Genomic DNA, 25,554 nt, shown 5'->3' on the forward strand with positions numbered 1-25,554 from the left:
ACCGAGGGAAGAGGTAGGTGGTGGCGGCATCGTACGGACAGCCGATGCAGGCCCCCGGGGCGGCGTGGGCGCGCATCCAGCTCGTCCGCGGGCAGTCGGGCGGGCAGTACTGGTCGATCGACGCGACCACGCCGCAGGCGCGCCTCACGGTCGGCAGCGCGCCGGACGCGGGCTGGCCGCTGCAGGCCCCCGCGGTGCACCCGTACCACTTCGAGATCTTCTGGGACGGCAACACGCTGTGGGTCTCGGACACGCGCCGGGTCGGCGGCGTGATGCTGAACGGCATGCCGGTCGCGGACTGGGTGCAGGTGAAGGGCCGCGCCGAGGTGGTGTTCGGCGGCGGCGCGATGCACATCGAGACGTCGGCCGCGCAGGCGGTCGCGATGGCGAGCAACCCCGGCGAGGCGAAGCGGGTGACGCTCGCGCCGGGCGAAGGAATGATGGGTGCGCTGGTGGCGCGCTCGGACTACCCGCCGGCCGCCGGCGGATGGGACGACAGCTCGCTTCCCGGCGAAGCGACGCGCATCCAGCCGCCGCCGAGCGAAGGCGGAGGCGGGTGGGGCGAGCTCGACCCCGAGCGCACTCGCATCGCGAGCGAGGGCGCGCTGATGCCGGGGCTCGGCGCGCCGGCGCAGGCGAAGCCGGCTTCGCAGGCACCGCCGCCGATGCGTCCGCGGCTCGGTGGGAGCGGCGGCGGGACGCCGCCGATGGCGCGGACGATCACCGCCGAGGAGATGTCGCAGCACCTCGCGGTCGCGGCGAAGATGGCCGCGACGCCGGCGGATCCGAACGCGGGCGGGCCCTCGGTGGTGGTCCAGGCGGGCTATCCGGGCGTGACGTCGGGCAGCCCGCAGGCGCCCGGGTACGGGCAGCAGCCGGGTGGCTTCGGCGCGCCGCAGCCGCCGCAGCAGGCCGGGTACGGCCCGGGGGCGCCTTCGCCGTTCGGCGGGCAGCCGGCGCAGGGGCCGCAGAGCGGGTTCATGGCGCCGCCGTCGTTCGACGCGGCGCAGGGCGCGCAGTCGCAAGGGCAGAAGGACGCGAAGGCCAAGGGGAAGCAGTCGCTCCCGATGCGCACGTGGGCCCTCCTGGGCATCACGGTGCTCGCTGCGGTCGCGCTGATGATGATGGGGCCGAGCGCGGAGCCCGCGCCCCAGCCCCAGCCGCCGCACCCGCAGGCCCAGACGGTGCCGGCGCCGCTGCCGCCCCAGCAGGCGCAGCCGACGCCGACGCAGCCGACCCAGCCGACCGCGCCGACGCAGCCGACCCAGCCGGCTCAGGTGCAGCCGACCGCGCCGACGCAGCCGACCGCGCCGACCCAGCCGACGGCGCCGACCCAGCCGACGGCGCCGACCCAGCCGACTGCGCCGACCCAGCCGACTGCGCCGACCCAGCCCACCGCGCAGGCCGTCGATCCGACCTCGCCCGCGACGCCCGAGCCGACGACCCCGGGCGCGACGCCCGAGGTGCCCACGGGCCCGACGCCCGACCGCGTCGCGGCGGATCTCGTGATCACCGGGCACTACGCCGAGGCGCTGCCGCACTACCAGCAGCTCTCGCAGGCGCACCCCGAGCGGCCCGAGTACGCGCAGATGGTGCGCATCCTCCAGCGGCGCCTCGCGCAGCGCTGCCAAGGTGGGGTCGGTCCCGACGGTCGACCCTGCACGTCTCCCTGACGGCACCTCGCCCTCTCGCCACGAGCCGAGCCATGTCACGACGCGCCATCCCCGCCCTCTTCGTCGCCCTCGCGCTGCTCGGATGCGGCGAGGAAGCACCGCCGCCGCGCTTCCCGGTGACGTTCACCGCCGAGGCCGACCCCGGCCAGCGCCTCGGCGGCGTGAGCGTCACCGCGAACGGCGCGCCGATCGGCCAGACCGGCGCCGACGGCACGCTCCACGTCGACCTCACGGGCCCCGAAGGCTCGCCGGTGCAGATCGGCGCGACGTGCCCCGAGGGCCACCGCGCGCCCGCGTCGCTGCCGATGATCACGCTGCGCCGCGTGGTCAGCCTCGATCCCGCGACCGCCGCGCTCGGCCTCCAGGTCTCGATCGCGTGCCCGCCCGCGCAGCGACACGGCGTCGTCGTGGTGCGCGCCGGCGGCGACCAGGCGCACGCGAACGTGCCGGTGATGATCGACGGCCGCGAGGTCGCGCGCACCGACGCCAGCGGCGTCGCCCACGTCGCGCTCGACATGCAGCCGGGCCAGACGTTCGCGGTGCTGCTCGCGACGAACGAGTTCCCGAACCTCCGTCCCCAGCAGCCCCGCCAGAGCTTCGTCTTCCCCGACAGCGACGAGCTCTTCGTGTTCGACCAGCGCTTCGAGGTGGAGGCGCCGCCGGTGGTGCGTCGCCGCTCGACGCGGCCGCGGCCGCAGCCGCAGGCGCCCACGCCGGTGCTCCCGGTCCGCATCGGCCCGACGCGCCGCTGACGCGCTCGCCCTCCACCGCGAATGGCGCGCGCCCACACGGCGAGAGCGTGGCTCGCGGGTGTGCTCTCGTCTTGGCGTCGTCGTGCGGCCACGCGCTCTACCGCAGCGACGGCCTTCGCGCCGAGCTCGAGAGCACGCTCCGCTGCACCGGTCTCTGTCGCCGCGACGACTTCGTCGTCCTTCCCGGCGACGACGCCGCGCCGCGCAGGACCGCGACGACTACGGCGATCGCTTCACGCGCTGCGCGTTCGACGCTCGCGTGGAGTGCTTCCTCGAGGGCTGGTCGGTTCGGGCGATCCTCGAGTGCAGCGTGGAGGGCGGCGAGCGACTGCCGATCACCTATCGCCGGGGCGACCTCTGACCTCCTGCGCGCCTCTCTCGCTTGCCTTTTCGCGGGCCTCGGAGGTACACGAGTACATCCGTGTCCGACGCTCCCAAGACCCGCATCCAGCGCGGACGGCGCGTCGACACGATCGGTCCGTACCGGCTCGTGTCGGTGCTGGGCTCGGGTGGGTTCGGCACCGTCTACGCGGGTGAGGCGCCCGACGGGACGAAGGTCGCGCTCAAGGTGCTCTCCGAGCACATGCGGACCGACGAGCTCCTCCAGCGCTTCGAGCGCGAGGGCGACATCCGCATCGAGCACCCGAACGTGGTGCGGGTGATCGACGCCGGGCGCGCCGACGACGGGACCCCGTGGATCGCGTTCGAGCTGCTCGAGGGCGAGCCGCTCAACGACCGGCTACGCAAAGCGCCGCTGCCCGCCGCCGAGGTGATCGACCTCGGGCTGCAGATCTGCGCGGGCCTGTCCGCCGCCCACGCGCGCGGCGTGGTCCATCGCGATCTCAAGCCGGGCAATGTGTTCGTGCGCAACGACGGGCGCGTCACCGTGCTCGACTTCGGGATCGCGCGCGGCGGTGAGCTCGCGCGCGATCAGCAGCTCACGATGGCGGGCTCGGTCGTGGGCACGCCGGGCTTCCTCGCGCCCGAGCAGGCGCGCGGCGAGACCGACGTCGACACCCGCGCCGACCTCTGGGCGCTCGGCGTGATCCTCTACGAAGCGCTCTCCGGCATCTCGCCGTTCCGCCGCGAGACCGCGGTCGCGACGATCCTCGCCGTCGTGCTCGAGGAGGCCGCGCCGCTCGCGAGCAAAGCGCCGCCGCTGCCGCCGGGGCTCGCCGAGGTGGTGCATCGCTGCCTCGAGAAGCGCCTCGATCAGCGCTGGTCGAGCGCCGACGCCATCGCGCGCGCGCTGCGCGAGATCGACGTGCACGCGCGGCCCACGATCCTCGCGGAGATCGAGACCGCGTCGCCGCAGGACGAGCAGCGCGTCATGGCGCTGGTGCTCGCGGAGGGCATCGTCGATCAGGCCGCGCTCGAGCGCGCGATCGCGCACTGGGGCGGCGAGCTCATCCCGATGCTCGGCGGCCGTGCGATCGGCGTGTTCGGCCGCACGACGTGGGAGGGTGACGAGACGGTGCGCGCGGTGAGCGCGGCCCTCGAGGCGCGCGACGCGGTGCGGTGGATCGCGGTGGCGTCGGGGCGCGCGACCGGCGCGGGCACGACGATCTCGGGCGACGCGGTGCGCGCGGTCGAGCGCGCGTGCGCCGCGCAGCTGCCCGGTGTCGCGCTCGATCTCACCGCGTCGCGCACCGTGGGCTCGCTGTTCGAGATGCGCCGCGCCGAGGGCGCGCTGCTCGAGGTCCCGCGCGGCGCGCGACGTCGCGAGACGTTCGTGCCCGGGGCGCAGGCGCGCGAGGTCCCGCTGCTCGGTCGCGAGGCCGAGCTCGCGCAGCTCGAAGGCGCGCTCGCGAGCGCGCTCGAGGAGCCGCGCGCCACGGTCGCGTGGATCGTGGGGCCGCCCGGGATCGGCAAGACGCGGCTGCGCCAGGAGCTCGAGCGTCGCCTTCGGGCGCGGGTGCCGCGCCCGGTCGTGCTGGTCGGGCGCGCGGAGTCGCATCGGCGCGACGCCGCGTACCACGTGATCGGTCACGCGCTGCGCAGCGCGCCCGGGCTCGCGGACGCGCTCTCGCGCGCCGAGGTCGGCGTCGCGCTCCGGCGCGAGGCGATCGAGCGCTTCTGCGCGGTGTGGCTCGACGCCGAGCCCCACGTCGTCGGCGAGCACGCCGAGGTCGTGTGCGAGCTGCTGGGCGTGCCGTGGGAAGCGCCGTCCGAGGGACGCCGCTCCGATCCTCAGGTGCGCGCCGATCGCCTGCGCATCGCCCTCGGGGATCTGCTCCTCGCGATCGCGGAGCGCGAGCCGCTCGCGATCGTGCTCGACGACCTGCAGTGGTCCGACGACGCGTCGCTCGCGCTGCTCGCGGATCTCTGCGCGCGCGCCGCCGATCGCCCGCTGCTCGTCGCGATGGCCGCGCGCTCCGAGCGCGTCGAGCGCGAGCGCGATCGTTTCGCCGGCGCCGACGTCGTGCGCGTCGAGCCGCGCGGGCTGCGCGCCGCCCACGTCGGGCACGTCGCGCGCGCGATCGCGGGGCGCGAGGTCGACGAGCGCGTGGTGCGCGCGATCGCCGATCGCACCGGCGGCAATCCGTTCTTCGTCGAGCAGATCGTCGGCGAGCTCGTCGAGAAGGAGATGCTCGACTCGCCGCCTGCGAGCCTGCCCATCCCGCTGCACGTCGAGGGCGCCGTCCAGTCGCGCCTCGATCACCTGCCGCCCGCCGAGAAGCACCTCTGCAAGGTCGCGTCGGTGCTCTCTGGCTTCGGAGGCGGGGCGCGCGCGTTCGGGGCCAGCGCGCTCGAGGCGCTCGGGGTGACCGACGCCGCGCCGCTCCTCGTCTCGCTGGTGCGCCGCGGCCTGCTCGCGACCCGCGCCAGCGATCGCGAGCCGAGCGGCATCACGCGCGACGAGGCGATCAGCGGCGTGCGCCGCGCGATCGCGGAGAGCGGCTCGCGCACCGAGCGCGAGCACCAGTTCAAGAGCGCGCTCGTCGCCGACGTCGCGTACCGCATGAACAGCGAGCGCGCGCGGCGCGATCTGCACCGCCGCGCGGCCGCGTACCTCGCGTCGGATCCCGGCGTCGAGCGCGAGGAGATCGCGCGCCACCACGAGCTCGGCGGCGCGCCCGAGGAAGCGGCGCTCGCGTACGTGCAGGCGGTGCGCGTCGCCCAGCGTCGCGGCGACAGCCAGAGCGTGCTGCGGCTCTCGGAGCGCGCGCTCGCGCTCGGCGGTGAAGGCGCGCTCGCCTTCGAGCTGCACCTGGCGCGCGCCGAGGCGCTCTCGTTCCTCGGCCGCCGCGACGAGCAGGGCAAGGAGCTCGAGGCCGCGCTCGATCGCGCGCGCACCCCCGCCGAGCGCGCCCGCGCGCTCACCGAGCGCACCGGCCTGCTCGCGACGCTCGGCCGCAACGACGAGGGCGCGTTCGTCGGCGAGGACGCGGTGCGCACCGCGCGCGACGTGGGCGATCCCGACCTGCTCGCGACCGCGCTGGTGCGCCTCGGATGGGTCCTGCTCTACGCGGGGCGCATCCACGAGGCGATGAGCGCGATCGGCGAGGCCGCGCGCATGATCGATCAGGTCGGCCCCGAGACCGCGGCGCTGATCGCGGCGTGGAAGGCGCAGCTCGCGACGGCGCGCGGCGACCTCGGCCAGCGCAAGATCGCGTACGAGCAGGCGATCGCCCGCTACAAGCAGATCGGCGATCTGCGGCGCGCCGCGAGCGCGGAGACGAACCTCGCCGACACGCTCAACCGCATCGGGTCCTACGAGGCCGCGGAGACCGCGCTGCGCGCCGCGCTCGAGACCTGTCGTCGCGTCGGCAACCGCGTCGTCGAAGGCTTCGCGCTCGCGAACCTCGGGTACGCGCTCGGCAAGCTCGAGCGCACCGACGAGGCGCTCGCCGCGCTCGACGACGCCGAGCGCATCGGCGCGCAGGCGCAGCAGAGCCGCCTCGTGCTCGCAGTGCGGCTCTATCGCGCCCGCACCCTGCTCGGGCATCGCGATCCCGACGAGGTCGTCGCGCTCGCGGAGCAGGTCGCCGATCAAGCGCGCCGCGCCGGCACGCTCCCGTGGTCGGTCACCGCGCTCGCGCTCGCGTCGCAGGCGCGCCTGCTCTCGGGCGACGTGAAGGACGCGCTCGCGCTCTCGACCCGCGCGATGAGCCTGCGCGACGAGATCGGCGCGATGGAGGAGGACGAGTCCGAGGTGTTCCTCGCGCACGCGCGCGCGCTGATCGCCAACGGACGCGACACCGACGCGCGCGAGATCCTCACGATCGGGATCACGCGCCTCGAGTTCCTCGCGGGGAGGATCGCGGACGCGGACTGGAGGGCGCGCTTCCTGACGGACGTGCCCGCGAACCGAGCGCTCATCGAATTGGTGAGCAGCGGCTGAGAGCGACGAGGGGGGCAAACATGGGGATCAGCGATGCGCAGCAGGCGATGGCGAGCTGGCTGGGCGCGCTCGCGCGCGGCGGCGTGCTCGAGGGCGAGCACGAGAAGGCGGGGCAGGCGGTCGCCGCGTACGTCGTCGGCGAGAGCGAGCTCGATCGACTGCGCGGCTGGTTCGCCGAGCAGCCGATCCAGATCGCGAACCGCGAGCGCCGCGCCGCGATCGAGGTCTGCATCTGGATGGTGCACGCCGATCGCGAGGTCGACCCCGAGGAGGTGCACCTCCTGCGGCGCATCATCGGCGCGAGCCTGCTCGACGACGACATCCAGGACGAGCTCGTCCGCGAGAGCCACGAGCCGCCCTCGCTGCGCGGCCTCGAGACGCGCCTGACGCACCCCGTGCTGCGCGAGCTGCTCCTCGCGCTGTGCTGGGAGCTCGCGTGCGCCGACGGACGCGTCGCGAAGAGCGAGCGCGACTTCTACTCGGGGCTCGCCAAGCGCCTCGCCGTGAGCGCGGTGCGCGCGTCCGAGATCCAGCGCGCGATCGGCGAGCGCATCGGATGAGCGAGCGCTGGCCCGCGCCTCCCGACGGCGTCTCCGAGGCCGTCCTCCACGCGGCGCACAACGCCGGCATCGGCGTCGCGGTGACGCTCACCGAAGGCGCGCACATCCGCCCGGTGTGGTTCAACGAGCGCGCGGTCGAGATCCTCGGTCGCCCCTACGAGGAGCTCCTGCGCAGCAACATCGTCGAGCTCCTCGCGCCCGAGCACCTCGGCGAGGTGCACGACATCAAGGCGCAGCGCGATCGCGGCGACCTCCGCAACGGCGCGTTCGAGCTCTCCGCGATCCGCCCCGACGGCTCGCGCATCCCGGTCGCGATCGCGATGGGCGCCGCGTTCATCGGGTCGCACCGCGTCGGGGTCACGTTCTTCCGCGACATCGGCGCGCGCCGCGCGTCGGAGGACGCCCTCCGCGCGTCCGAGGCGCGCTTCCGCACGCTGATCGAGTCCGCGCCCGACGGCATCGCGATCACGCGCTTCGACGGCACGATGGTCTACGCGAACCGCTCCGCCGCCGTCGCGCTGGGCTACGCCGCGCCCTCCGACCTCGTCGGCCTCGACCTCGCGCAGCTCTACGAGCCCGAGGACCTCGAGGTCCTCATGGATCGCATGCGCCGCATGCTGCTCGACGGAGAGCGCTTCCCGCCGCGCGAGTACCGGCTGCTGCGCGCCGACGGGACCCCGACCGTGATGGAGATGACCGGCCACGTCATCGAGTACGACGGCGCGCCCGCGGTGCTCGGCTTCGGGCGCGACGTCAGCGAGCGCAAGCACATGCAGCAGCAGCTCGCGCGCGCCGATCGCCTCGCCGCGCTCGGCCTGCTCGCGGCGGGCGTCGCGCACGAGATCAACAACCCGCTCACCTTCGTCTCGCTCGGGGTGCAGGCGCTCGAGCGCAAGATCGAGCTCCTCGTCGCCGATCCCGCGGTGCGCGAGGAGCTCGTCGCGATGCTCGGCCCGATGCGCGACGGCACCGCGCGCGTCGCCGAGATCGTGCGCGACCTGCGTGCGTTCGCGCGATCCGAGGACACCCCGCCGCCCGGCGAGATCGACGTCGTGAAGGTGATCGCCACCGCCGAGCGCATGGCGGCGCACGAGCTGCGTCATCGCGCGCGCCTCGTGCGACGCACCACCGGTCAGCCGCGCGCCCACGGTCACGCCGGCCGGCTCGAGCAGGTGATGCTCAACCTGCTCGTCAACGCGATGCAGGCGTTCCCCGAGGACGCGCTCGATCCCACCGTGATCGTCACGTGCGCGGAGCGCGACGGCTGGGTCGAGATCACCGTCGAGGACAACGCGGGCGGCATCCCCGAGGAGACGCGGGCGCGGGTGTTCGATCCGTTCTTCTCGACGAAGCCCGCGAACGTCGGCACCGGGCTCGGGCTCTGGATCTGCCACGGGCTCGTGACCGCGATGGGCGGCACGATCGCCCTCGAGTCGGTGCTCGGTCGCGGCACCACGGTGCGGGTGCGCATGCCGACGGCGAGCCCCGGAAGCGGCCGCGCCCGGCCGCCCAGCGTGATCCCGGCGAGCCCCGACGAGCTGCGGCCGATGCGCGTGCTGGTGGTCGACGACGAGCCCACGCTCGGGCGCCTCATCCAGCTGCTGTTGAGCGGCGAGCACCAGGTGCACGCGGTCACGAGCGCGGAGGACGCGATCGCGTGCTTCGACGCGGGCGAGCAGTACGACGCGGTGCTCTGCGACGTGATGATGCCGCGCACCAGCGGCCCCGAGCTGCACGAGCGGGTGCGCGCGGTGTGGCCCGACGTCGCGTCGCGCTTCGTCTTCATGACTGGCGGCGCGCTCACCGAGCGCTCGCGTCACTACCTCGACGCCTCGCCGCAGCCGCTGCTCGACAAGCCGTTCTCGCCGGACGTGCTGCGCCACGCGCTGCGGCGGGTCGTGCCCTCGACCTGACGTGCGCGGGGTGCGCGGGGGTGGCGCGCGCGCACCCGGGGAGTATCTGGGTCGGAGCATGATCCCGCTGCGCTCGCGCCGAGATCCCGCGCCCACCGTACACGGGCCCGACGACGTCGTCGGGCGGCTCGCCGACTGTCACGCGCGCATCCGTCGCTTCCTCGTGGACGCGCGCGCGCTCGCGACCGGCACCGGCGAGCCCAGCCGCCGCCGCGAGAGCGCGCGCGCGGTGCTGCGCTACTTCCGGGTCGCGATGCCGCTCCACGAGGCGGACGAGGACGCGTCGATCGCACCGCGCATCGAGCAGCGCTCGGTCGGCCTCGCGCGCGCGCTGCTGGCGCGCATGGACGAGCACGGCGCGATCGACGCCGCGGTCGATCTGCTGTGCGCCGACTGGGCGTGCTGGGCGGGCGAGGGCGATCCGGGGCACGTCGTCGATCTCGCGGGGCACCAGCGGTTGCTCGAGACGCTCGACGCGGCGATGGAGGTCCACCTCGAGCTCGAGGAGCGCGAGATCTTCCCGGCGATCGACACGCTGCCCGCGAGCGAGCGCCGCGCGATCGTGCTCGAGATGCAGGAGCGCCGCCGCTAGCGGCGCGCCGCGCGAGCCACACGACGCCGGGCGGCGGTGACACGGCGCCGGCGCTCGGTGACACGGCGCCGGCGCCCGGTGACACGCCACCGGCGCCCGGTGACACGGCGCCGGCGCCCAGTCACACGGCACCGGCCCTCACTCACACGGCACCGGCGCCCAGTCACACGGCACCGGCCCTCACTCACACGCCACCGGCGCCCAGTCACACGGCACCGGCCCTCACTCACACGCCACCGGCGCCCAGTCACACGCCACCGGCGCCCAGTCACACGGCACCGGCCCTCACTCACACGCCACCGGCGCCCAGTCACACGCCACCGGCCCTCACTCACACGGCACCGGTGCTCACTCCCACGGCGCCCGCGCTCACTCCCACGCCGCCGGCGCCCGCTCACACCGGCGCGACCGCCGGCGACACCGCGCCCGGCGTCGTCGGAGATCCCGCGTCGGGCGCTGCCGGCTCGTTCGGCGCCGCGCGCTCGGTGCGGCTCGGCGCCAGCGCGCTCCGGGTCGCCGGTCCCGGCGTCAGGCGAGGCACCAGCGCGGTGCGGCGGTGCGCCGCCTCGAACACGCCCATCACCAGCCGCATCTCGAACAGCATCCGGCCCTCGGCGCGGCTCGTCGCCGGCTCGTCGTGGGTGCCCGCCGCGCCCTCGACGATGCGCGTGCTCCGCGCCGCGCCCAGCGCGGCGTGCGCCTCGCGCGCGAGCCGCACGTCGTCCGCCGTGAGGTCCACCGACTCGACGAGCGCGCGCGTCGTCGCGTCGGTCGCGCGCAGCGTCTCGTCCGCGAGATCGGCGAGCGCCGCGAGCGAGTCGCGCAGCGCGTCGAGCGAGTCCGCCACGCCGAACGCCGCCGCGTACGCCGCCTCGGCCTTCGGGTCGCCCGCCGCGAGCAGCTCGAGCGCCTCCGCGATCAGCGCGCGCACCGCCTTCGCCTCGTCGATCGCGCGCTCGAGCGCGGTGCGCGCGCTCGTCGCCTTCGAGCGCTTGCCCTTCTGCGTCGCGACGCGCTCGCCGAGCTCGCGCAGGCAGAGGAGGAACCAGGCAAACCGCGCCCGACCGTAGCGACGCAGCGCGACTGGGTGCTGCTGGAGCGCGGTGTGGATGATCGGCGCCCACTTCTGCGCGTCGCGATAGACACCCTCGGCCTTGGTGCGCGCGCCGAGCTCGGCGCACTTCGCGATCGACACCTGGCCGAGGAACGCGCGCTGCTGCGCCTCGCCGAGCGTCGGGTAGCTCGCCGCGAGCGAGACCTCGATCGCGATCGCCGCCGAGGGCGCGGCCTTCTTGGTGGGGCTCTTCTTGATGGGGCTCTTCTTCTTGGTCGCCATGCGCGCGACGGTACCCCAGCCGCGCGAGCGAGGCGCCGTCCGTGATAGGTGTCATGGACATGAACCACCGCCTTCTGCTCGCGTTCGCGCTCCTCACAGTGGCCTGCGGCGGCGACGACCCACCGCCCGACGAGCCGTGTCCGGCGGGTCGGTTTCGCCCCGGGCCCGGGCTCGATTGCCAGGCCCACACCCCCTGCGAAGACGGCGAGCACGAGGTCGCGCCGCCGAGTGCCTACGGCGATCGCGTCTGCCGCGCGCACACGACCTGCGGCGCGAGCGAGTACGAGCTCGCGCCGCCGACCGCGACCGACGATCGTCGCTGCGTCGCGATCACGACGTGCAGCAGCGACGAGTACGAGCTCGCGCCGCCGAGCGTCTCGCGCGATCGCCTCTGCGCGCCGCTCTCGACGTGCGCCTCCGGCGAGTGGGAGGCCGCGCCGCCCAGCGCGATGCGCGATCGGCTCTGCCTGCCGCACCGCGCCTGCGACGTCGGCGAGGTGTTGCGCACCGCGGGCACCGCGACCTCGGACGCGAGCTGCCGCGCTTGCATCCCCGGCGAGTTCTGCGCCGGCGGCGACACCCCGCCGTTGCGCTGCGACTGGCGCGACCGCGATCGTGATCCCGGCACGCCGTGCCCGTCGCTGGTGCAGATCGCGCTCGGCGGGGCGCACCTCTGCGCGCTCGACGACGCGGGCGCGGTGCGGTGCTGGGGCATGAGCCGCGACGGGCAGACGAACGTGCCTTCGTCGCTCGGTGACGTCGTGCAGCTCGCGGCCAGCAACGCGCACACCTGCGCGCTCGACGCCGCGGGTGACGTGACGTGCTGGGGCACCGGGCCCGCGGCCCCCGCGGATCTCGGGACGATCGTGCAGATCGCGGGCGCGCCCGACACCGTCCACACCTGCGCGCGTGACGACGCGGGGGGTGTCCGGTGCTGGGCACCGAGCTTCGAGGTGCCGCTCGCGCCGCCGGCCGGGCTCGCGCCGATCGTCGACGTCGCGGTCGGCATGAACAGCGCCTGCGCGGTCGACGAGGCGGGCGACGTCACGTGCTGGGGCGGGCGCTACGCGGACGGCACCGACGTGGTCCCGAGCGACCTCGGCGAGATCGTGCAGGTCACCGTCGGCACCACCCACGCCTGCGCGCGCGACGACGCCGGCGGCGTCCGGTGCTGGGGCTCGGACGGCGACGGACAGCTCGACGTGCCGGTGGGCATGCCTCCCGCGACCCGCATCACGACCGGCGGGCCGCGCACCTGCGCGCTGCACGCCGACGGCACCGCGACCTGCTGGGGCGCGGCGGCCGGCATGCGTCCCGCCGCGCTCGAGGGGATCGTGCAGATCGCCCCGTCCTACGGCGCCGACTGCGCGGTGCGCACCGACGATGCGATCGAGTGCTGGGGTCAGAGCGCCGGGCTGTACACGACGCCCGGCGCGTGAGTCAGTCCGAGCTGGAGTGCTCGCTGGCGGAGGGCCCTGCGCCGGCGAGCCGAGTTCGAACGGTCTCTCAGCCTTCGCCCGACGGCGGCGCCTCGACGGGCGCGCTCACGGGTGCCGGCGCGGGCGGCGGGACGGCGGGCTTCTTCGGCGGCCACGTCCTCCACATGCCGCCCGCGACGAACGCGGCGAACGCCCAGCGCGACCACGCGATCAGCCGCGCCGCGAGCCAGAGCGACCAGAGCAGCATCACGACGTGGTAGGCCCACGTCGGCACCGAGATCATCGTCGCGATCGGGAGCGACGCCTCGGGCCCGTCGACGCGATCGACGTACCACTCGAGCGTCGCGTAGAGATCGGGCGCGATCGAGGTGTCGGGATCGACGAGCAGGCCGACGTGGATCACCGCGTAGAGCACGATCGCGGTGATCAGGGTCCAGCCGAGGATCACGAGCTGGCGCAGATCCGACCAGCCCGCGCTGAGATCGGGCGTGCGGCGGCGCCACTCGATCAGCGCGACCCAGCTCGGGACGATCCACACGATCTGCCACGGCAGCTGCGAGAGCCCGAGCCCGAGCAGCGCCCAGTCGAGCGCGCTGACGCCGGCGCGCGTTCCGTCGCGCGCCGCGAGCACGCGCGCGAGCGCGATCGACACCACGATCAGCACCAGCAGGTACGGCCAGAAGAGCACGACCGGGCCCCACGCCGGCCCGCTCAGCCAGAGCGTCCACCGGCTCGGCCGCTCGATGACGACGGTCGCGTTCACCGCGCCGCCCGAGAGCGTCACCGGCGACGTGCGGTACACGAGGTCGAGCGCGCGCGGCTCCTGCCACTCGAGATCGACGTGGGTCGCGCCCGGCGCGATGGTCAGGCTCACCTGACGATCGCGCTGCTCGACCGAGCGGCGCTCGCCCGCGACCATCACCGACTGCAGCACCGCGCCCTCGGGGAGCGTGATCGTCTGGGTCGAGCCGACGCTGCTGCGCACGTCGAGCGAGAGCGTCGCGATGGTGAGGCGCTCGCCGGGGCGCAGCGTGAGGCGCGCTCCGTCGATCGTCATCGACTGGCCCTGTGCCGCGGGAAGGCGCGCGACGTCGACGTGCAGCGTGTCGCCGGGGAAGGGGCGGAACTGGGGCTGCCACATCCCGTCCTGCTCGATGCTCACCGGGTCGAGATCGCGCGTCTCGCAGCGCCACACGGTGCCGCACGACACGCGCCAGGTCTCGCTGCGGCGCTCGCTGGTGGGCGCGGTGAGCTCGAGCGACTCGCGCGGCGTGAGCACGCTCGACCACGAGCGCTCGGTCTCGGTGCCGCCGAGCGTGACCACGACGACGCCGTTCTCGACGGTGAGATCCGACGAGAGCACCGACTCGCCGGGGAGCAGCGGGATGCGCGCGACGATCGGGGCGCCGATCGCCGACGTGCGGCGCACCGTGGTCGTCGCCTCCCAGCGGATGCCGAGCGCGAACGAGCGCTCGAGCGAGAGCCACGGCACGACGCGGATCGACGCGCCGCCGCCGGTCTCGCCTTCGCCCTCGCCGGGCTCGGTGCCGACCGAGCGCCGCAGCTGGATCGAGCTGCCGATGCGATCGCCGCCCGAGAGGCCGTCGACCTCCCAGCCCGGCGCGCTCACTTGCGCGTGGTGCGGCGCGGCGGCGAACGCGAGGGTGAACGCGTCGCTCGAGGGGAGCGCGCCCTCGAGCCGCACCCGGTGCGCGCCCTGGGGGACGCGCGCGTAGAGGTAGCCGTCGTCGGCGCGCGCGGCGGCGGTGGTCGCGCCGCCGTCGATGGTGATCGTCGCGGGCGACCACGCGTCGAGCGGTCCGGGCAGCGGCACCGCGGAGAGCGCGCTCGCCTGCACGTCGAGATCGATCACCAGGCGACCGCTCGCGATCGAGATCGTCGCGGCCGCGAGGTCGGCGCAATTCGGCGCGCAGCGCGGGGCCCGGGTGAGGCGGGTGCGCAGCTGCTCGAGCATCTGCGGCGAGGGCTCGTACGCGTCCTGGGCGCGCGCGATCGCCGCCGGGGCGATCACGATCGCGAGCAGCACGGCGGCCGCGGCGATCGGCGCGGGTGCGCTCTCCTCGGCAGGCGCGGGCGGCGGCGGCTGGGGGCGCGCGCGGTAGAGGAAGTAGAGGAAGAGCCCGAAGAGCGCGACCTCGAGGATCGCGAGCACCGCGTTCTCGAACGGGGTGACGAGCCAGAGGCGCACCTGGGTGTCGTGGGTCACCGGGCCGTCCCACGAGAGCGTGATCGTCTGACCGCCGCGCGACTGCCACGAGGGCACGCCCGGTCCGGTCTGCAGCACCGCGTTGGGCTCGTAGGACCAGAGGTTCGGGCTGCGCGACGCGTCGCTGCTGCTGCCGAAGAAGCCGCCGCTCTCGTCGGCCTCACCGCCGCGGTAGCGCCGTCCGCCGCCGCCCTCGGCGTCGTCGGCCATCATCGGCTCGGCGGCGGGCGCGGCGGGTGCCATGCCGCCGGTCGCGTAGCCGAGCGCGGAGAGCTGCTCTTCCTCGCGCACCTCGAACGCGGGCGCGCTGGGATCGGCGTAGGGCCAGATTCCGCGCCGCAGCTCGTAGCCCGCGAAGTACACGACGAGCAGGCAGAGCAGCGCGAAGCAGACGTGGAACGCGTAGCGCATCGACTCGCGCATCCATCCGCGCGGCAGCGCCTTGGCGAGCGCGAGCGTGATCACCAGCGGGATCCACACGAGGAACGGCGCATCCGGCGCGTGGTACGAGAGCACGAGCACCGCGAGCGACGTCGCGCCCGCGACGGGCCCGGCGAGGCGACCGATCGCGAGCGAGATCACGAGCACGAAGAAGAGCCCCCAGAGGTTCCAGCGATCGAGCCAGGTCGCGGCGTGATCGACGCCGCTCGCCGCGATGAGGCGGAACCCGGGCGCGAGGTGGAGGGTCGCGACGAGGCTCTGCACGTCCTCGTCCCAGCCCACCGCGGAGAACACGTTGCTGGTCGCGTCGTCGCGCCACTCGGCGCGCACGTCGATCGTCGGACGGCGCAGCTCCACACCGGCGCGCCCGTCCTCGGCGAGCGCCGAGATGAGGTGCGGCGATCCGTCGACCGTCGCGCGGCCGAGCACGCCGTGCGCGAGCTCGAGGCGCCAGCGCTGGTGCATCTGACCGCTGAGCAGGTCGATGCCGGTGAGGCCCTCGCCGTCGGGATCGAGCCAGAGCTCGCGCGAGAGCGAGACCTGGTTGGGCGGCGGCGCGGGGTTGCCGCGGCGCGTGGTGGTCAGCGTGAGCTCGGCCGACGCGGAGGGCGCGAGATAGGTCGGAAGGCCGCGCCACTCGCCGGGCAGGTTGGTGCGATCGGGGTCGATGCGATCGGCGCCCGCGAGCTCGACCTGACGGAGCGCCTCGTCGGCGCTCCACACCCAGATCTCCTCGGCGGGCCAGATCTCGGCGCGGGGGATCGCGCGGAGCGGCGCGTCGAGCGAGGCGCGCACGCCGACGACCTCGACGTCGAAGGAGCCCGCCTGCACCTGCACGGTGAGCTCGCCGTCCTCGCTCATGCGCACCGGCGCGCTCGAGGTGACCGCGATCGGATCGACGCCCTCGAGCAGCGCGCGCCCGAGCGCGATCTCGCGGGGGCGACCGCCGACCCGCAGCGCGATGCGCGTGGTGATGCGCATCGGCGAGCCGTCGTCGATGCGCCGGAACACCTCGATCGAGAGCGTGTCCTCCTGCGCGGCCTCGCGCGTCGCGGTCTGCAGCCAGAGCGTGGTCGCGTCGCGGCGCGGGCGGGTGACGAGGCCCTCGGGCGTGCGCAGCGAGATGCGCCCGACGTCGAACGGGATCGCGATCGTCTCGGGCTGCTCGGTCCACGTGAAGCGGCCCTCGATGCGGAACGCGCCCGCGGGCAGATCGACGAGCGGCGCGCCGCCGCGACGCACCGGCACCGCGCGACCGTCGACGCGCACGTCGAGCGGCCAGCGTCGCTCGTCGCCGGGGAGCGTCACGGTGCTCGCGTGATCGAGCGAGACGCTGAGCACGAACGTCGCGCCCCCCGGCTCGACGGCGAGCGCGAGCTCGCCGGGCCAGATGCAGCGCGGCGAGCCGTCGGGCATGAACGTGCAGCCGTAGGTCTCCGCGCCGTCGAGCGCCCACGGGATCCACGGCTGGAGCGGCGCGGGCACGTCGCTCGGCGCGAGCGGCGCCTGGGCGTGCACGACCGACGGGAGCACGAGCGCGAGGACGAGCAGCGACCACGAGAGGCGCGTCATGCCGGCGAGCGTCACACGGCTCGCGAGGCCGCAACAAGCGCGCCCTTCCGTCACGACGATCGCCAACGCGGTTGGCTCGCCGCGCGCCGGAGATGCGAGAGATCGCGCGAGGCACGGTGCTCGCAGTGCGCGCCCGCGATGCGGCGATGGTGCGCGACGATGATGCTGCTCTCCGCGTGCGCGACGTCGCCGGCGGAGCCGCACGACGCGTCGCTCTCGCGCGACGTCGCGAGCGACCCGGACGCCGGGCGTCCACCGCTCGCGCCGACCGCTCGCGTCGACATCCTGTTCGTGATCGACGCGTTCTCGTACGCGACTCGGCTGCAAGGCGCGCTGTCCGAGGCGACCCCCGCGTTCCTGCATGCGCTGGCGAGCGGCGACGTCGATCGGGACGGCGTTCCCGAGCAGCCGGCGGTGCGCTCGCTGCGCGCGGGGGTGATCACGGCCGACCTCGGCGCGGGCGTGGTCGAGGACTACGGCTGCGGCCCCGACGGCGGCGACGATGCGCAGCTGATCGACGGCGCGCGCACGATGACCGAGCACGCGGCGCTGCAGGTCCTCGAGGAGGGCGACGAGGTGGACACGGTCGCGCATGCGCTCGCGGACCTCTACCGCGTCGGCTCCGACGACTGCTTCGTCGTGCAGGCGCTCGAGGCGGCGCTGAAGGCGCTCTCGCCGGCGCGCGCGACGTCGTGGACCGCGCCCGGCTACGTCGCGCCGGCGTTCGAGCGCGGCGCGGGCCACGGCGACGGCGCGAACGCCGGGCTCGTGCGCGACGAGAGCGTGCTCGTGATCGTGCTCGTCACCGCGCACGACGACGCCTCGACCGCGGACCTCTCGCTCTACGACCTCGCGTCGGATCGTTACGACGGCGAGCTCCCCGTGCGGTCCGTGCGCCACCCGGAGGCGCTGCGCCCGGTCGAGCGCTATGTGCGAGGTCTGCTCGCGCTGCGCGACGATCCCCGCCGCGTCGTGGTCGCGACGGTGCTCGGCGCCCCGCCCGCGGCGGTGAGCGATCCGCGCGACGTCGACGCCGAGGCGCTCCTCGCGCATCCCGACATGCAGATCCGGTTCGAGCCCGGTCGCACGTGGCCGCTGCCCGCGTGCCTCCGCGGTGCGAGCGGTGTCTCGGCGTACCCCGGACGGCGTCTCCTCGAGCATGCGGCCGCGATGCGCGACGCGGGCGCGCACGTGGTGATCGAGTCCGCGTGCGTCGAGTCGTTCGACCGCTTCACGGACGCGCTCGCGCGCGAGATCGGGCTCGCGCTCGCGGGTGAGTGATGCGCCGCGCACCACGCGTGGCGCGTGACCGCTCAGTGCGTGTCGTGGCGGTGGTGATCGGGAAGCCCGAGCTTCGCGCGCAGCGCGTCGATGCGCTTGCTCGCCTCGGCCTTCGTGAGGTGCGGCTCGAACTCCTCGTGGGCCTGCTCGCAGAGCGTCGCGAGGTACGAGGACTGCGCGTCGGTCATCGGATCGTCGCCGCTCACCCAGTCGTCGGGATCCTTCTCGAGGTTGCTCCGACGCGGATCGAAGTCGCGGCCCGGCACCGGCTTCTTCGGATGCTCCATGTGCCGATCACCGCAGCAGCGTTCGTGCCGCGCGTGCTCGCGCGCACCGCTCGGCGAGCGCCGGACCCACCGCGTCGACGAGGCGTGCCTCGCCGATCGCCTGCGCCACGAAGTAGAGCGCGCCGGCCCCGCTGCGGCAGCCGCTCCCCGCGGCGCACGAGCTCGCGAGCTCGGCGATCGCGAAGCAGCCGTCGCCCGAGCCGAACGGATAGCTCGCGGTCGCGGCCTCCTCGTAGGCCGTCCAACACGCCTCGTCGGGGTGCTCGAGGTAACGCTCCGCCGCCGCGACGGTCGCGCGCACGTTCGTGTCGAGCTCGAGCACACCGGCATCGAGGAGCGCGCGTCCCGCGGCGACCATCGCGGACGTGAGCGCGACGCGCGCGGCGCTGCTCGTGTCGGGCTCGCGCGCGACCGCGAGGTCGAGGAGCCGCACCCACGAGAGCACGCGCTCGCGCGGGTCGATCGCGCCGTCCAACGTGCGCTCGATCTCGGCGACCAGCTCGCTCACGGCTCGCGCAGCCGGAGCAGGTTCACCACCACGCGCCACACCTGCTCGGTGAGCTTCGCGCGCGAGCGCTTCATCTCGCCGAGGAGCGCGCGGTTGATCGCCTGCACCATCCCGCCGATCAGCACGGTCGCGGCGAGCTCGGGATCGAGCTCCGCGTCGACCTCGCCGAGGCGCTGTCCGGCGCGCACGTTCTTCGCGGCGCGCTTGATCTGCTGGGCCACGCGGTCGCGCTGTCCCGCCGCGACGCTCGCGTCGCTCGAGACCGCGCTGACGAACGGCGCGAGCGGCTCGGTCAGGAAGAACCGCACGAACGCCTCGGTGCGCGCGCGCTCCCGCGCGGTCCAGGTCTCGCCGGAGAAGTGCGCGTCGAACACCTGCGCGTCGAAGCGATCGAAGAACGACCCCACGAGCGCGCGGATCCACTCCGACTTCGTCGGGTAGTAGCGGTAGGGCAACCCCGCGCTCACCCCGGCGCGCGAGGCGAGCCGCGCGAGATCGAGCTCACCACGCGTCGCGAGCTCGTCCGTCGCGATCTCGAGCAGTCGCCGCCGCGTCCGCTCGCCCTTGGCGATCCGCTCCTCGTGCATCGTCGGCGCGCCCGAGCCTGACGCTCGCGCAGAAATGAGTCCAGCTCACTTCCGCAGAGCGGCCTCGAGCGCCACTCACGGTGACGAGAGCGCCGACTCCTCGTTCACGCGCTCGACGAACCCGAGGAGACGGCCTTGCGCTTCGGGCCCCACCACCCACTCGTGGCCGCAGGTCTGTCCGATCACGCGCGCCGCAGTCGCGAAGGCGGTGAGCACGTCCAGATCGACGAGGCTCCGGACCTCTTGCCCTTCGACCACCGGGTGGCGCTGCACGACCTCGAGATCGACGCGCGTGCCGTCGACGAGCACGCGCGTCGAACAGGTCTCGTCCGGCGCGGTCGTGGGAATCCGGATCGACCACCACACGCGCCGCGGATCGGCGCTCGGCACCGCGTGCAGCGACACCCTCGCGCCCTCGAGCTGCGCGGTCGTCTCGAGCGCCCAGCCTGCTTCGGTGCGGACCCGGCTCACCGCGCGGATCGCCTCCGGCGCGGCGCCCCTCTCGCTCCCGATGACCTGGCGCTGCGTGCTCGCGACGTCGCTCGGCGGTCCCGACACCGCTTCCTCGCCGCTCACCTCGCGGATGATCGTCGTGCTCGTGCAGTTCGCCTCGTTGCAGGTCGAGACGTAGGTCGCCGTGCGCCCGCACCCGGATGCGCGATACGCGCCGCTCGTGAGATCCTCCACGGTCACCTCGCGCTCTCCGCAGCCGTGCTCGGCCGCGAAGCGCTGACGCACCGCGTGCGTCGCCGAGGCACAGCCGGGCAGCGCGAGGCCGAAGAGCAACGCGGCGACGACGATGACTGGGACGTAGCGGCGCATCGCTCCTCCGTGGGGTCCGCGAGTGTCGGCGGGAGGGACGACGTCGTCAACGCGGCGGAACGTCCGGTGGTGCGCGACTTCCCGCAGCGACGCTGCACCGATTGTTTCCGGCGTGTGAAATGCGATCTCCGCGTCACGCGCGCGAGACCCGCTCGGGCGCGACGCGCCCCCTCCGCGGCACCGAGCGCCGATCCCTTGCGGCCGCAGCGATCGCGCGCTCGGTGGCGGAGGTACGCGTGGGGAAGCTTCGGAGCTGCTTGGCGATCGTGGTGATCGGGACATGGGGCGCGGCGTGCGCCGCGGACGACGACGACGGAGGTGGAGGGCGCGTCGACGCGGGGCGTCGCGATGCGAGCACCAGCGTCGACGCGTACGTGCCTGCGATCGATGCCGCGCCCATCGACGCGGCGCCGCCGCTCGACGCGGGCGACGACGGCGGTGCCGACGCGAGCGCGCCGGATGCCGGCCTTCCCGACTCGGGCGCGCTCGACGCGGGCAGCGACGCGGGCACGCCCGACGCGGGCAGCGACGGCGGCACGAGCGACGCGGGCAGCGACGCCGGCTCGCGCTGCACCGGCGTCGACTGCTCGGCGATGGACGGCGCCTGCGTCGTCGGCGTGTGCGACCCGGCCGACGGAACCTGCGGGACGATCCCGCGCCCCGATCGCACCCGCTGCGACGACGGCGATCCCTGCACCACCGAGGACGCGTGCACCGCGGGCACGTGCGAGGGCACCGCGCTCGACTGCACCGCGATGGACGACGCCTGCAACGTCGGCGCGTGCGACGCGACCGGCGCGTGCGTGCCCGCCCCGGGCAACGAAGGCGGCGCGTGCGACGACGGCGATCGCTGCACCGCGGACGACGTGTGCACCGCGGGCGTGTGCGAGGGCGTCGCGGCGACGTGTGGGGATCCCGTGCTCGCGTTCCCGGCGGGCGTCGAGTCGCCGATGCGCGGCAACGTGACCGGCGGCACGCGCTTCGACGACGCGTGCCCCGAGGGCCAGGTGCTGATCGGCTTCGACGGCCTCTTGAGCTCGGCGAACGGCTACTTCCAGCGCCTCGCGGCGGCGTGCGGGACCCCCGCGCTCACGCACGACGGCAGCGGCGGATACACCGTCTCGATCGGCGCAGGCGCCACGCTGCCGCTGCGCGGCGGCCACACCGGACCGGTGATGGCGAGCACGCGCTGCGCGCCCGGCGAGATCGTCACGGGGTTCGTCGGACGCCGCGGCGCGCTCGTCGACAGCATCACGATCTCGTGCGCGAGCCTCACCGTGAGCGGCACCGGCGCGTCGCTCGCGCTCGTGATCGGCACGCCCTCGGCGCGGCCTTCGGTCGGCGGCAGCGGTGGCTCGGCGTTCCCCGAGTCGACGTGTCCCGCGGGATCGATCGCGCGGGGCGCGGTGATCCGCGCGGGTGACTCGCTCGACGCGATCGCGCTGATGTGCAGCGTGCCCGAGCTCCGCTGATCTCGGCGCGCGGCCCCGAGCCCCGGGGCCGCGCGGCGCGCGGCAGATGTGCGCCGCCCGCGATGTAGACTGCGCCGTCTCAGGTCGGCGATGAGCAAGAACGAGAGCCCCGATACCCACCGCATGCGCATCGAGCTCGAGGAGCTCGCGACGCAGATTCGCTATCACGAGAAGATCTATCGCGAGGGTCGCCCCGAGATCCCCGACGCGGCGTTCGACGACATGGTCGATCGCTACTCGGAGCTCGCCGACGCGCTGAAGGTGCCGGCGGCGGAGCGGCTCGATGCGGCGCCCGGCGCGGAGCAGCACACCGAGGGCTTCCAGGAGGTCGAGCATCGTGTGCCGATGCTCTCGCTCGAGAAGCTCACGCCGAACCGCAAGGACAGCAAGGGCGAGGCGATGCCGATCGCCGAGCAGCTCGCGCAGTGGGTCGAGCGCCGCCGCAAGGATCTCGAGCTCGCGACGGGCGCGCCCTTGCCGCTCTTCGTCGAGCCGAAGATCGACGGCATCAGCGTCTCGCTGCTCTACGAGCACGGAAAGCTCGTGCGCGCGGTGACGCGCGGTGACGGTCGCAAGGGCGACGACATCACGAAGCAGGTGAAGCAGGCGCGCGCGGTGCCCGCGAAGATCGACGGCCCGAAGGGCTCGCTCGAGGTGCGCGGCGAGCTCTACTGGCCGCGCGCGCGCTTCGACGCCTACAACGCGAAACTGAAGGAAGCGGGCGAGGAGACGATCGCGAACCCGCGCAACGGCTGCGCCGGGATGATCAAGCGCAAGGAGGTCGAGGGCCTCGAGAGCGTCGGCATCACGTCCTTCCTCTACCAGGTGCCGTGGGCCGAGGGCGTCACGCTGCCGAGCACGCAGAGCGGCGTGCTGAAGTGGCTCTCGGAGATGGGCGCGCCGGTCTATCTCGACCTGGTGCGCGTGCTCGGCGACGCGGAGAGCGTGCTCGCGTACTGCGCGGAATTCGGCGGTCGGCGCGGCACGCTCGAGTTCGACATCGACGGGATGGTCATCAAGATCGAGGAGCTGCGGCACTACGCGCAGCTCGGCGCGACCGGGCACCACCCGCACTGGGGCATCGCGTACAAGTTCCCGCCCGAGCGCAAGGCGACGAAGCTGCTCGGCGTGGAGCTCAGCGTGGGCAAGACCGGCAAGATCACGCCGGTCGCGCAGCTCGATCCGGTGCAGCTCGCGGGCACGACGGTGGGGCGCGCGTCGCTCCACAACTTCGTCGAGATCGAGCGCAAGGACATCCGCGTCGGCGACTTCGTGCTCGTCGAGAAGGCGGGCGACATCATCCCGCAGGTCGTCGACGTCGATCGCGCGCGTCGGCCCGCGGATGCGCGCCCGATCCTGCGCCCGACGCACTGCCCGGACTGCGAGACGCCGGTCGTCGTCGAAGAGATCTTCGTGAACTGCCCCAACGAGCTCTGCCCCTCGAAGGTGCGCGAGAAGCTCAAGCACTTCGCGGGTCGGCGGCAGATGGCGATCGACGGGCTCGGCGAGTCGCTGATCGATCAGGTGATCGACAAGCTCGGCGTGCGCACGCCCGATCAGCTCTTCGAGCTCACGGTGGAACAGCTCTCGTCGCTCGAGCGCATGGGCAAGAAGAGCGCGGAGAACGTCGTGCGCTCGCTCGAGACCGCGAAGGGGCGCGGCCTCGCGAAGGTGCTCGCGGCGCTCGCGATCCGTCACGTCGGCGAGACGATGAGCGAGGACCTCGCGTCGTACTTCGGCACCTACGAGAAGCTTCGCGAGTTCGCGCAGCGGTATGCGAACGGCGACGAGAGCGCGATCGCGGTGGTCGCGCCCGAGGGCGGCAACGGCGCGATCGAGGGCCTCGCGCGGAAGACGGCGGACAGCATCTTCGCGGAGATCGACTCGCCGACGCTGCGCGCGATCTTCGCGGGGCTCGTGCACGCGGGCGTGAAGCTCGAGGCGGCGAGCGCGGCGCGCGCCGACGTCGAGGGCATCGCGGGCAAGACGTTCGTGCTCACCGGCACGCTGCCGACGCTGAAGCGCGATCAGGCGGGCGACATGATCAAGGCCGCGGGCGGCAAGGTCTCGGGCTCGGTGAGCAAGAAGACCGACTTCGTCGTCGCGGGCGAGGAAGCGGGCAGCAAGCTCGAGAAGGCGAAGGAGCTCGGCGTCGCGGTGATCGACGAGGCGGAGCTGCTGAGGATGCTCGCAGGATGAAGAACGAGACGGGATCGCTGCGGCGCGGGATCGCGCGCGGCGGCGAGGCGTGGTTCTTGAACGATCGTTCACTGCACGGCGGCGACATCGTCGAGCTGTGCTGCTCGGGCGGATGGATCACCGGGCGCTTCGAGCACGACGTCGGGACGGGTGGCGCGCCGACGTTCTTCTTCTCGATCGAGCTCGGGGAGGGACGGGTGGCGCAGATGTCGATCTCGTTGCCCGAAGGGGCGCTGATGCGACTGGCTTGATCGAGACGCTTCGGCGAGAGGCGCGGGGTGAGGGTGCCGGCGCCTTGGTACTCGCGGCCGCCGGACCGTGGCGGTGAGAGCTTCGGGACGCGGCGCTTCGCTCGCTCGTGCGCTTCGCGCACAGCGCTCGCTCGCCGACGATCTCGCGTTGCCGTCGTGCGGAACCCGCTGCGTGAAGGCGCGAGCACCCTCACCCCGCGCCCGGTACCGCGGTTCTGCCGCCTCGTTGGTGGAGGCTGGGGAGAGCTCGCGGCCGATCCGCGCTGCTCGCGCGGCTCGGACGCTCGCGGGTAGCACCGCGCTTCGCGCGTGTGCGCGCGTTGCGCGGGATTTCGGAGAGCACCGCGCTTCGCGCGTGTGCGCGCGTCCGGTGGGCAAGAGGTGCGGGCGCGCGACGCGCGCGCGCCGACGGTTGGAGTGGCGGGTCGGCGCGATCTTGCGTGCGCGTCGACGTGTCGCTGCGGCGAGCGTGCGCGTCGGGTGCGTGGCGCTCGCTCGTGCGTACGTCGAGGGGATGCGTGATCGCGTGCTCGAAGAGCTCTGGGACGACGCCGTACCGCGGGGGGCGGGGTTCGATGCGCGCGCGGTCGCGCAGCTGCCGCCGGCTGCGCAGCGGTATCTGCGTCACGCGATCGCGAGAGGCACGCCGCTCGCGCATGCGGTGCGGCTCGCGATGCACGGGGAGATCAAGCTCGGAGGCGCGTGGAGCGCGTTCGAGGCGGAGCAGGTGATCCACGCGGCGCGCGGCTTCGTGTGGCGCGCGCGGGTGCGCATGAAGGGACTGCCGGTGCGCGGATCGGATCGCTGGGTCGACGGCGCGGGCGCGCTCGACTGGCGCTTGCTCGGCGTGATCCCGGTGGCGCGCGCGTCGGGCGTCGACGTGTCGCGATCGGCCGCGGGGCGCGCGCAGGCGGAGGCGATCTGGTTGCCCTCGATCCTCACCGGCGCCGAGTGGCACGCGCGCGACGATGCGCACGCCGACGCGGAGATCGCGATCCACGGCGAGAGCGGCCGCATCGACTACACGATCGACGCGCACGGTGCGCTGCGCGAGATCGTGTTCGATCGCTGGGGCGATCCCGATGCGACGGGCACGTCGTCGACGTTCCCGTTCGGCGGTGTGATCGAGGACGAGCGCACGTTCGAGGGCTTCACGATCCCGTCGCGCGTGCGCGTCGGATGGTTCTTCGGCACGCCGCGCTGGGAAGAAGGCGAGTTCTTCCGCGTCACGATCGACGACGCGACGTATCGCTGACGCGCGCCCAAGGTCGCTCGAATCGCTCGGGTCGTAGGCCAC

Annotated in this window: 18 protein-coding genes; 12 read left to right on the top strand and 6 right to left on the bottom strand. The window is 74.1% G+C overall.

Annotation, left to right across the window (positions count from 1 at the left end; translation table 11 throughout):
- Window positions 1-44: 44 nt before the first annotated feature.
- The 6 genes from DB32_RS49315 (at window position 45) to DB32_RS43235 (ending at window position 9,835) form a co-directional block, all read left to right on the top strand.
- Window positions 45-1,673, top strand: coding sequence for an FHA domain-containing protein (locus tag DB32_RS49315; RefSeq protein WP_053238512.1), 1,629 nt, complete (start codon window positions 45-47; stop codon window positions 1,671-1,673).
- Between the two features lie 32 nt (window positions 1,674-1,705).
- Window positions 1,706-2,425, top strand: a complete 720-nt coding sequence (locus DB32_RS43215; protein WP_053238513.1) for a hypothetical protein — start codon at window positions 1,706-1,708, stop codon at window positions 2,423-2,425.
- A 421-nt stretch (window positions 2,426-2,846) separates the two neighbouring features.
- A complete protein-coding gene (locus tag DB32_RS43220; protein WP_053238514.1) occupies window positions 2,847-6,770 on the top strand; it encodes a serine/threonine-protein kinase in 3,924 nt (1,307 codons plus the stop codon).
- 20 nt (window positions 6,771-6,790) lie between these two features.
- Window positions 6,791-7,330 (top strand): TerB family tellurite resistance protein, encoded by a 540-nt coding sequence (locus DB32_RS43225; protein WP_053238515.1) that lies wholly within the window; start codon window positions 6,791-6,793, stop codon window positions 7,328-7,330.
- On the top strand, window positions 7,327-9,243 hold the full coding sequence (locus DB32_RS43230; protein WP_053238516.1) for a hybrid sensor histidine kinase/response regulator: 1,917 nt from the start codon (window positions 7,327-7,329) through the stop codon (window positions 9,241-9,243). The genes DB32_RS43225 and DB32_RS43230 overlap by 4 nt, the downstream gene beginning before the upstream one ends.
- Before the next feature lie 58 nt (window positions 9,244-9,301).
- Complete coding sequence (locus DB32_RS43235; RefSeq protein WP_157070382.1) at window positions 9,302-9,835, top strand: hemerythrin domain-containing protein; 534 nt, start codon at window positions 9,302-9,304, stop codon at window positions 9,833-9,835.
- Between the two features lie 394 nt (window positions 9,836-10,229).
- Here the strand turns inward: DB32_RS43235 and DB32_RS43240 are convergent, their stop codons facing one another.
- Window positions 10,230-11,171 (bottom strand): hypothetical protein, encoded by a 942-nt coding sequence (locus tag DB32_RS43240; RefSeq protein ID WP_053238518.1) that lies wholly within the window; start codon window positions 11,169-11,171, stop codon window positions 10,230-10,232.
- Window positions 11,172-11,230: 59 nt separating this feature from the next.
- On the opposite strand from DB32_RS43240, the gene DB32_RS43245 reads away from it, so the two are divergent.
- Window positions 11,231-12,610, top strand: a complete 1,380-nt coding sequence (locus DB32_RS43245; RefSeq protein WP_169791745.1) for a hypothetical protein — start codon at window positions 11,231-11,233, stop codon at window positions 12,608-12,610.
- 67 nt (window positions 12,611-12,677) lie between these two features.
- Here DB32_RS43245 and DB32_RS43250 read toward each other — a convergent pair whose 3' ends face one another.
- Window positions 12,678-16,850 carry a hypothetical protein gene (locus DB32_RS43250; RefSeq protein ID WP_157070383.1) on the bottom strand — a complete coding sequence of 1,391 codons (4,173 nt, stop codon included), beginning with the start codon at window positions 16,848-16,850 and terminating at the stop codon, window positions 12,678-12,680.
- Between the two features lie 159 nt (window positions 16,851-17,009).
- Between DB32_RS43250 and DB32_RS43255 the strand changes: the two genes are divergently transcribed.
- Window positions 17,010-18,131, top strand: coding sequence for a hypothetical protein (locus tag DB32_RS43255; RefSeq protein ID WP_157070384.1), 1,122 nt, complete (start codon window positions 17,010-17,012; stop codon window positions 18,129-18,131).
- A 32-nt stretch (window positions 18,132-18,163) separates the two neighbouring features.
- On the opposite strand, the gene DB32_RS43260 is transcribed toward DB32_RS43255, so the two are convergent.
- The 4 genes from DB32_RS43260 to DB32_RS43275 form a co-directional block, all read right to left on the bottom strand.
- Window positions 18,164-18,418, bottom strand: a complete 255-nt coding sequence (locus DB32_RS43260; RefSeq protein WP_053238522.1) for a DUF3072 domain-containing protein — start codon at window positions 18,416-18,418, stop codon at window positions 18,164-18,166.
- A gap of 7 nt (window positions 18,419-18,425) precedes the next feature.
- Window positions 18,426-18,926: a hypothetical protein gene (locus DB32_RS43265; protein ID WP_053238523.1), complete on the bottom strand. Its 501-nt coding sequence runs from the start codon at window positions 18,924-18,926 to the stop codon at window positions 18,426-18,428.
- Window positions 18,923-19,513 carry a TetR/AcrR family transcriptional regulator gene (locus DB32_RS43270; protein WP_053238524.1) on the bottom strand — a complete coding sequence of 197 codons (591 nt, stop codon included), beginning with the start codon at window positions 19,511-19,513 and terminating at the stop codon, window positions 18,923-18,925. Before DB32_RS43270 ends, DB32_RS43265 begins: the two co-directional genes overlap by 4 nt.
- Window positions 19,514-19,588: 75 nt before the next feature.
- On the bottom strand, window positions 19,589-20,335 hold the full coding sequence (locus tag DB32_RS43275; protein ID WP_053238525.1) for a hypothetical protein: 747 nt from the start codon (window positions 20,333-20,335) through the stop codon (window positions 19,589-19,591).
- A 236-nt stretch (window positions 20,336-20,571) separates the two neighbouring features.
- On the opposite strand from DB32_RS43275, the gene DB32_RS43280 reads away from it, so the two are divergent.
- From DB32_RS43280 to DB32_RS43295, 4 genes are all read left to right on the top strand, one after another.
- Complete coding sequence (locus DB32_RS43280; RefSeq protein ID WP_157070385.1) at window positions 20,572-21,807, top strand: hypothetical protein; 1,236 nt, start codon at window positions 20,572-20,574, stop codon at window positions 21,805-21,807.
- 90 nt (window positions 21,808-21,897) lie between these two features.
- Window positions 21,898-24,006 carry an NAD-dependent DNA ligase LigA gene (ligA, locus tag DB32_RS43285; protein WP_083458428.1) on the top strand — a complete coding sequence of 703 codons (2,109 nt, stop codon included), beginning with the start codon at window positions 21,898-21,900 and terminating at the stop codon, window positions 24,004-24,006.
- Window positions 24,003-24,257 (top strand): hypothetical protein, encoded by a 255-nt coding sequence (locus DB32_RS43290; protein WP_053238528.1) that lies wholly within the window; start codon window positions 24,003-24,005, stop codon window positions 24,255-24,257. Before ligA ends, DB32_RS43290 begins: the two co-directional genes overlap by 4 nt.
- A 484-nt stretch (window positions 24,258-24,741) precedes the next feature.
- Window positions 24,742-25,512 (top strand): DUF6544 family protein, encoded by a 771-nt coding sequence (locus tag DB32_RS43295; RefSeq protein ID WP_205627134.1) that lies wholly within the window; start codon window positions 24,742-24,744, stop codon window positions 25,510-25,512.
- The last annotated feature ends 42 nt before the right edge of the window (window positions 25,513-25,554 follow it).

It is taken from the genome of Sandaracinus amylolyticus, from assembly GCF_000737325.1.
GTDB classification, from domain to species: Bacteria; Myxococcota_A; Polyangia; order Polyangiales; family Sandaracinaceae; genus Sandaracinus; species Sandaracinus amylolyticus.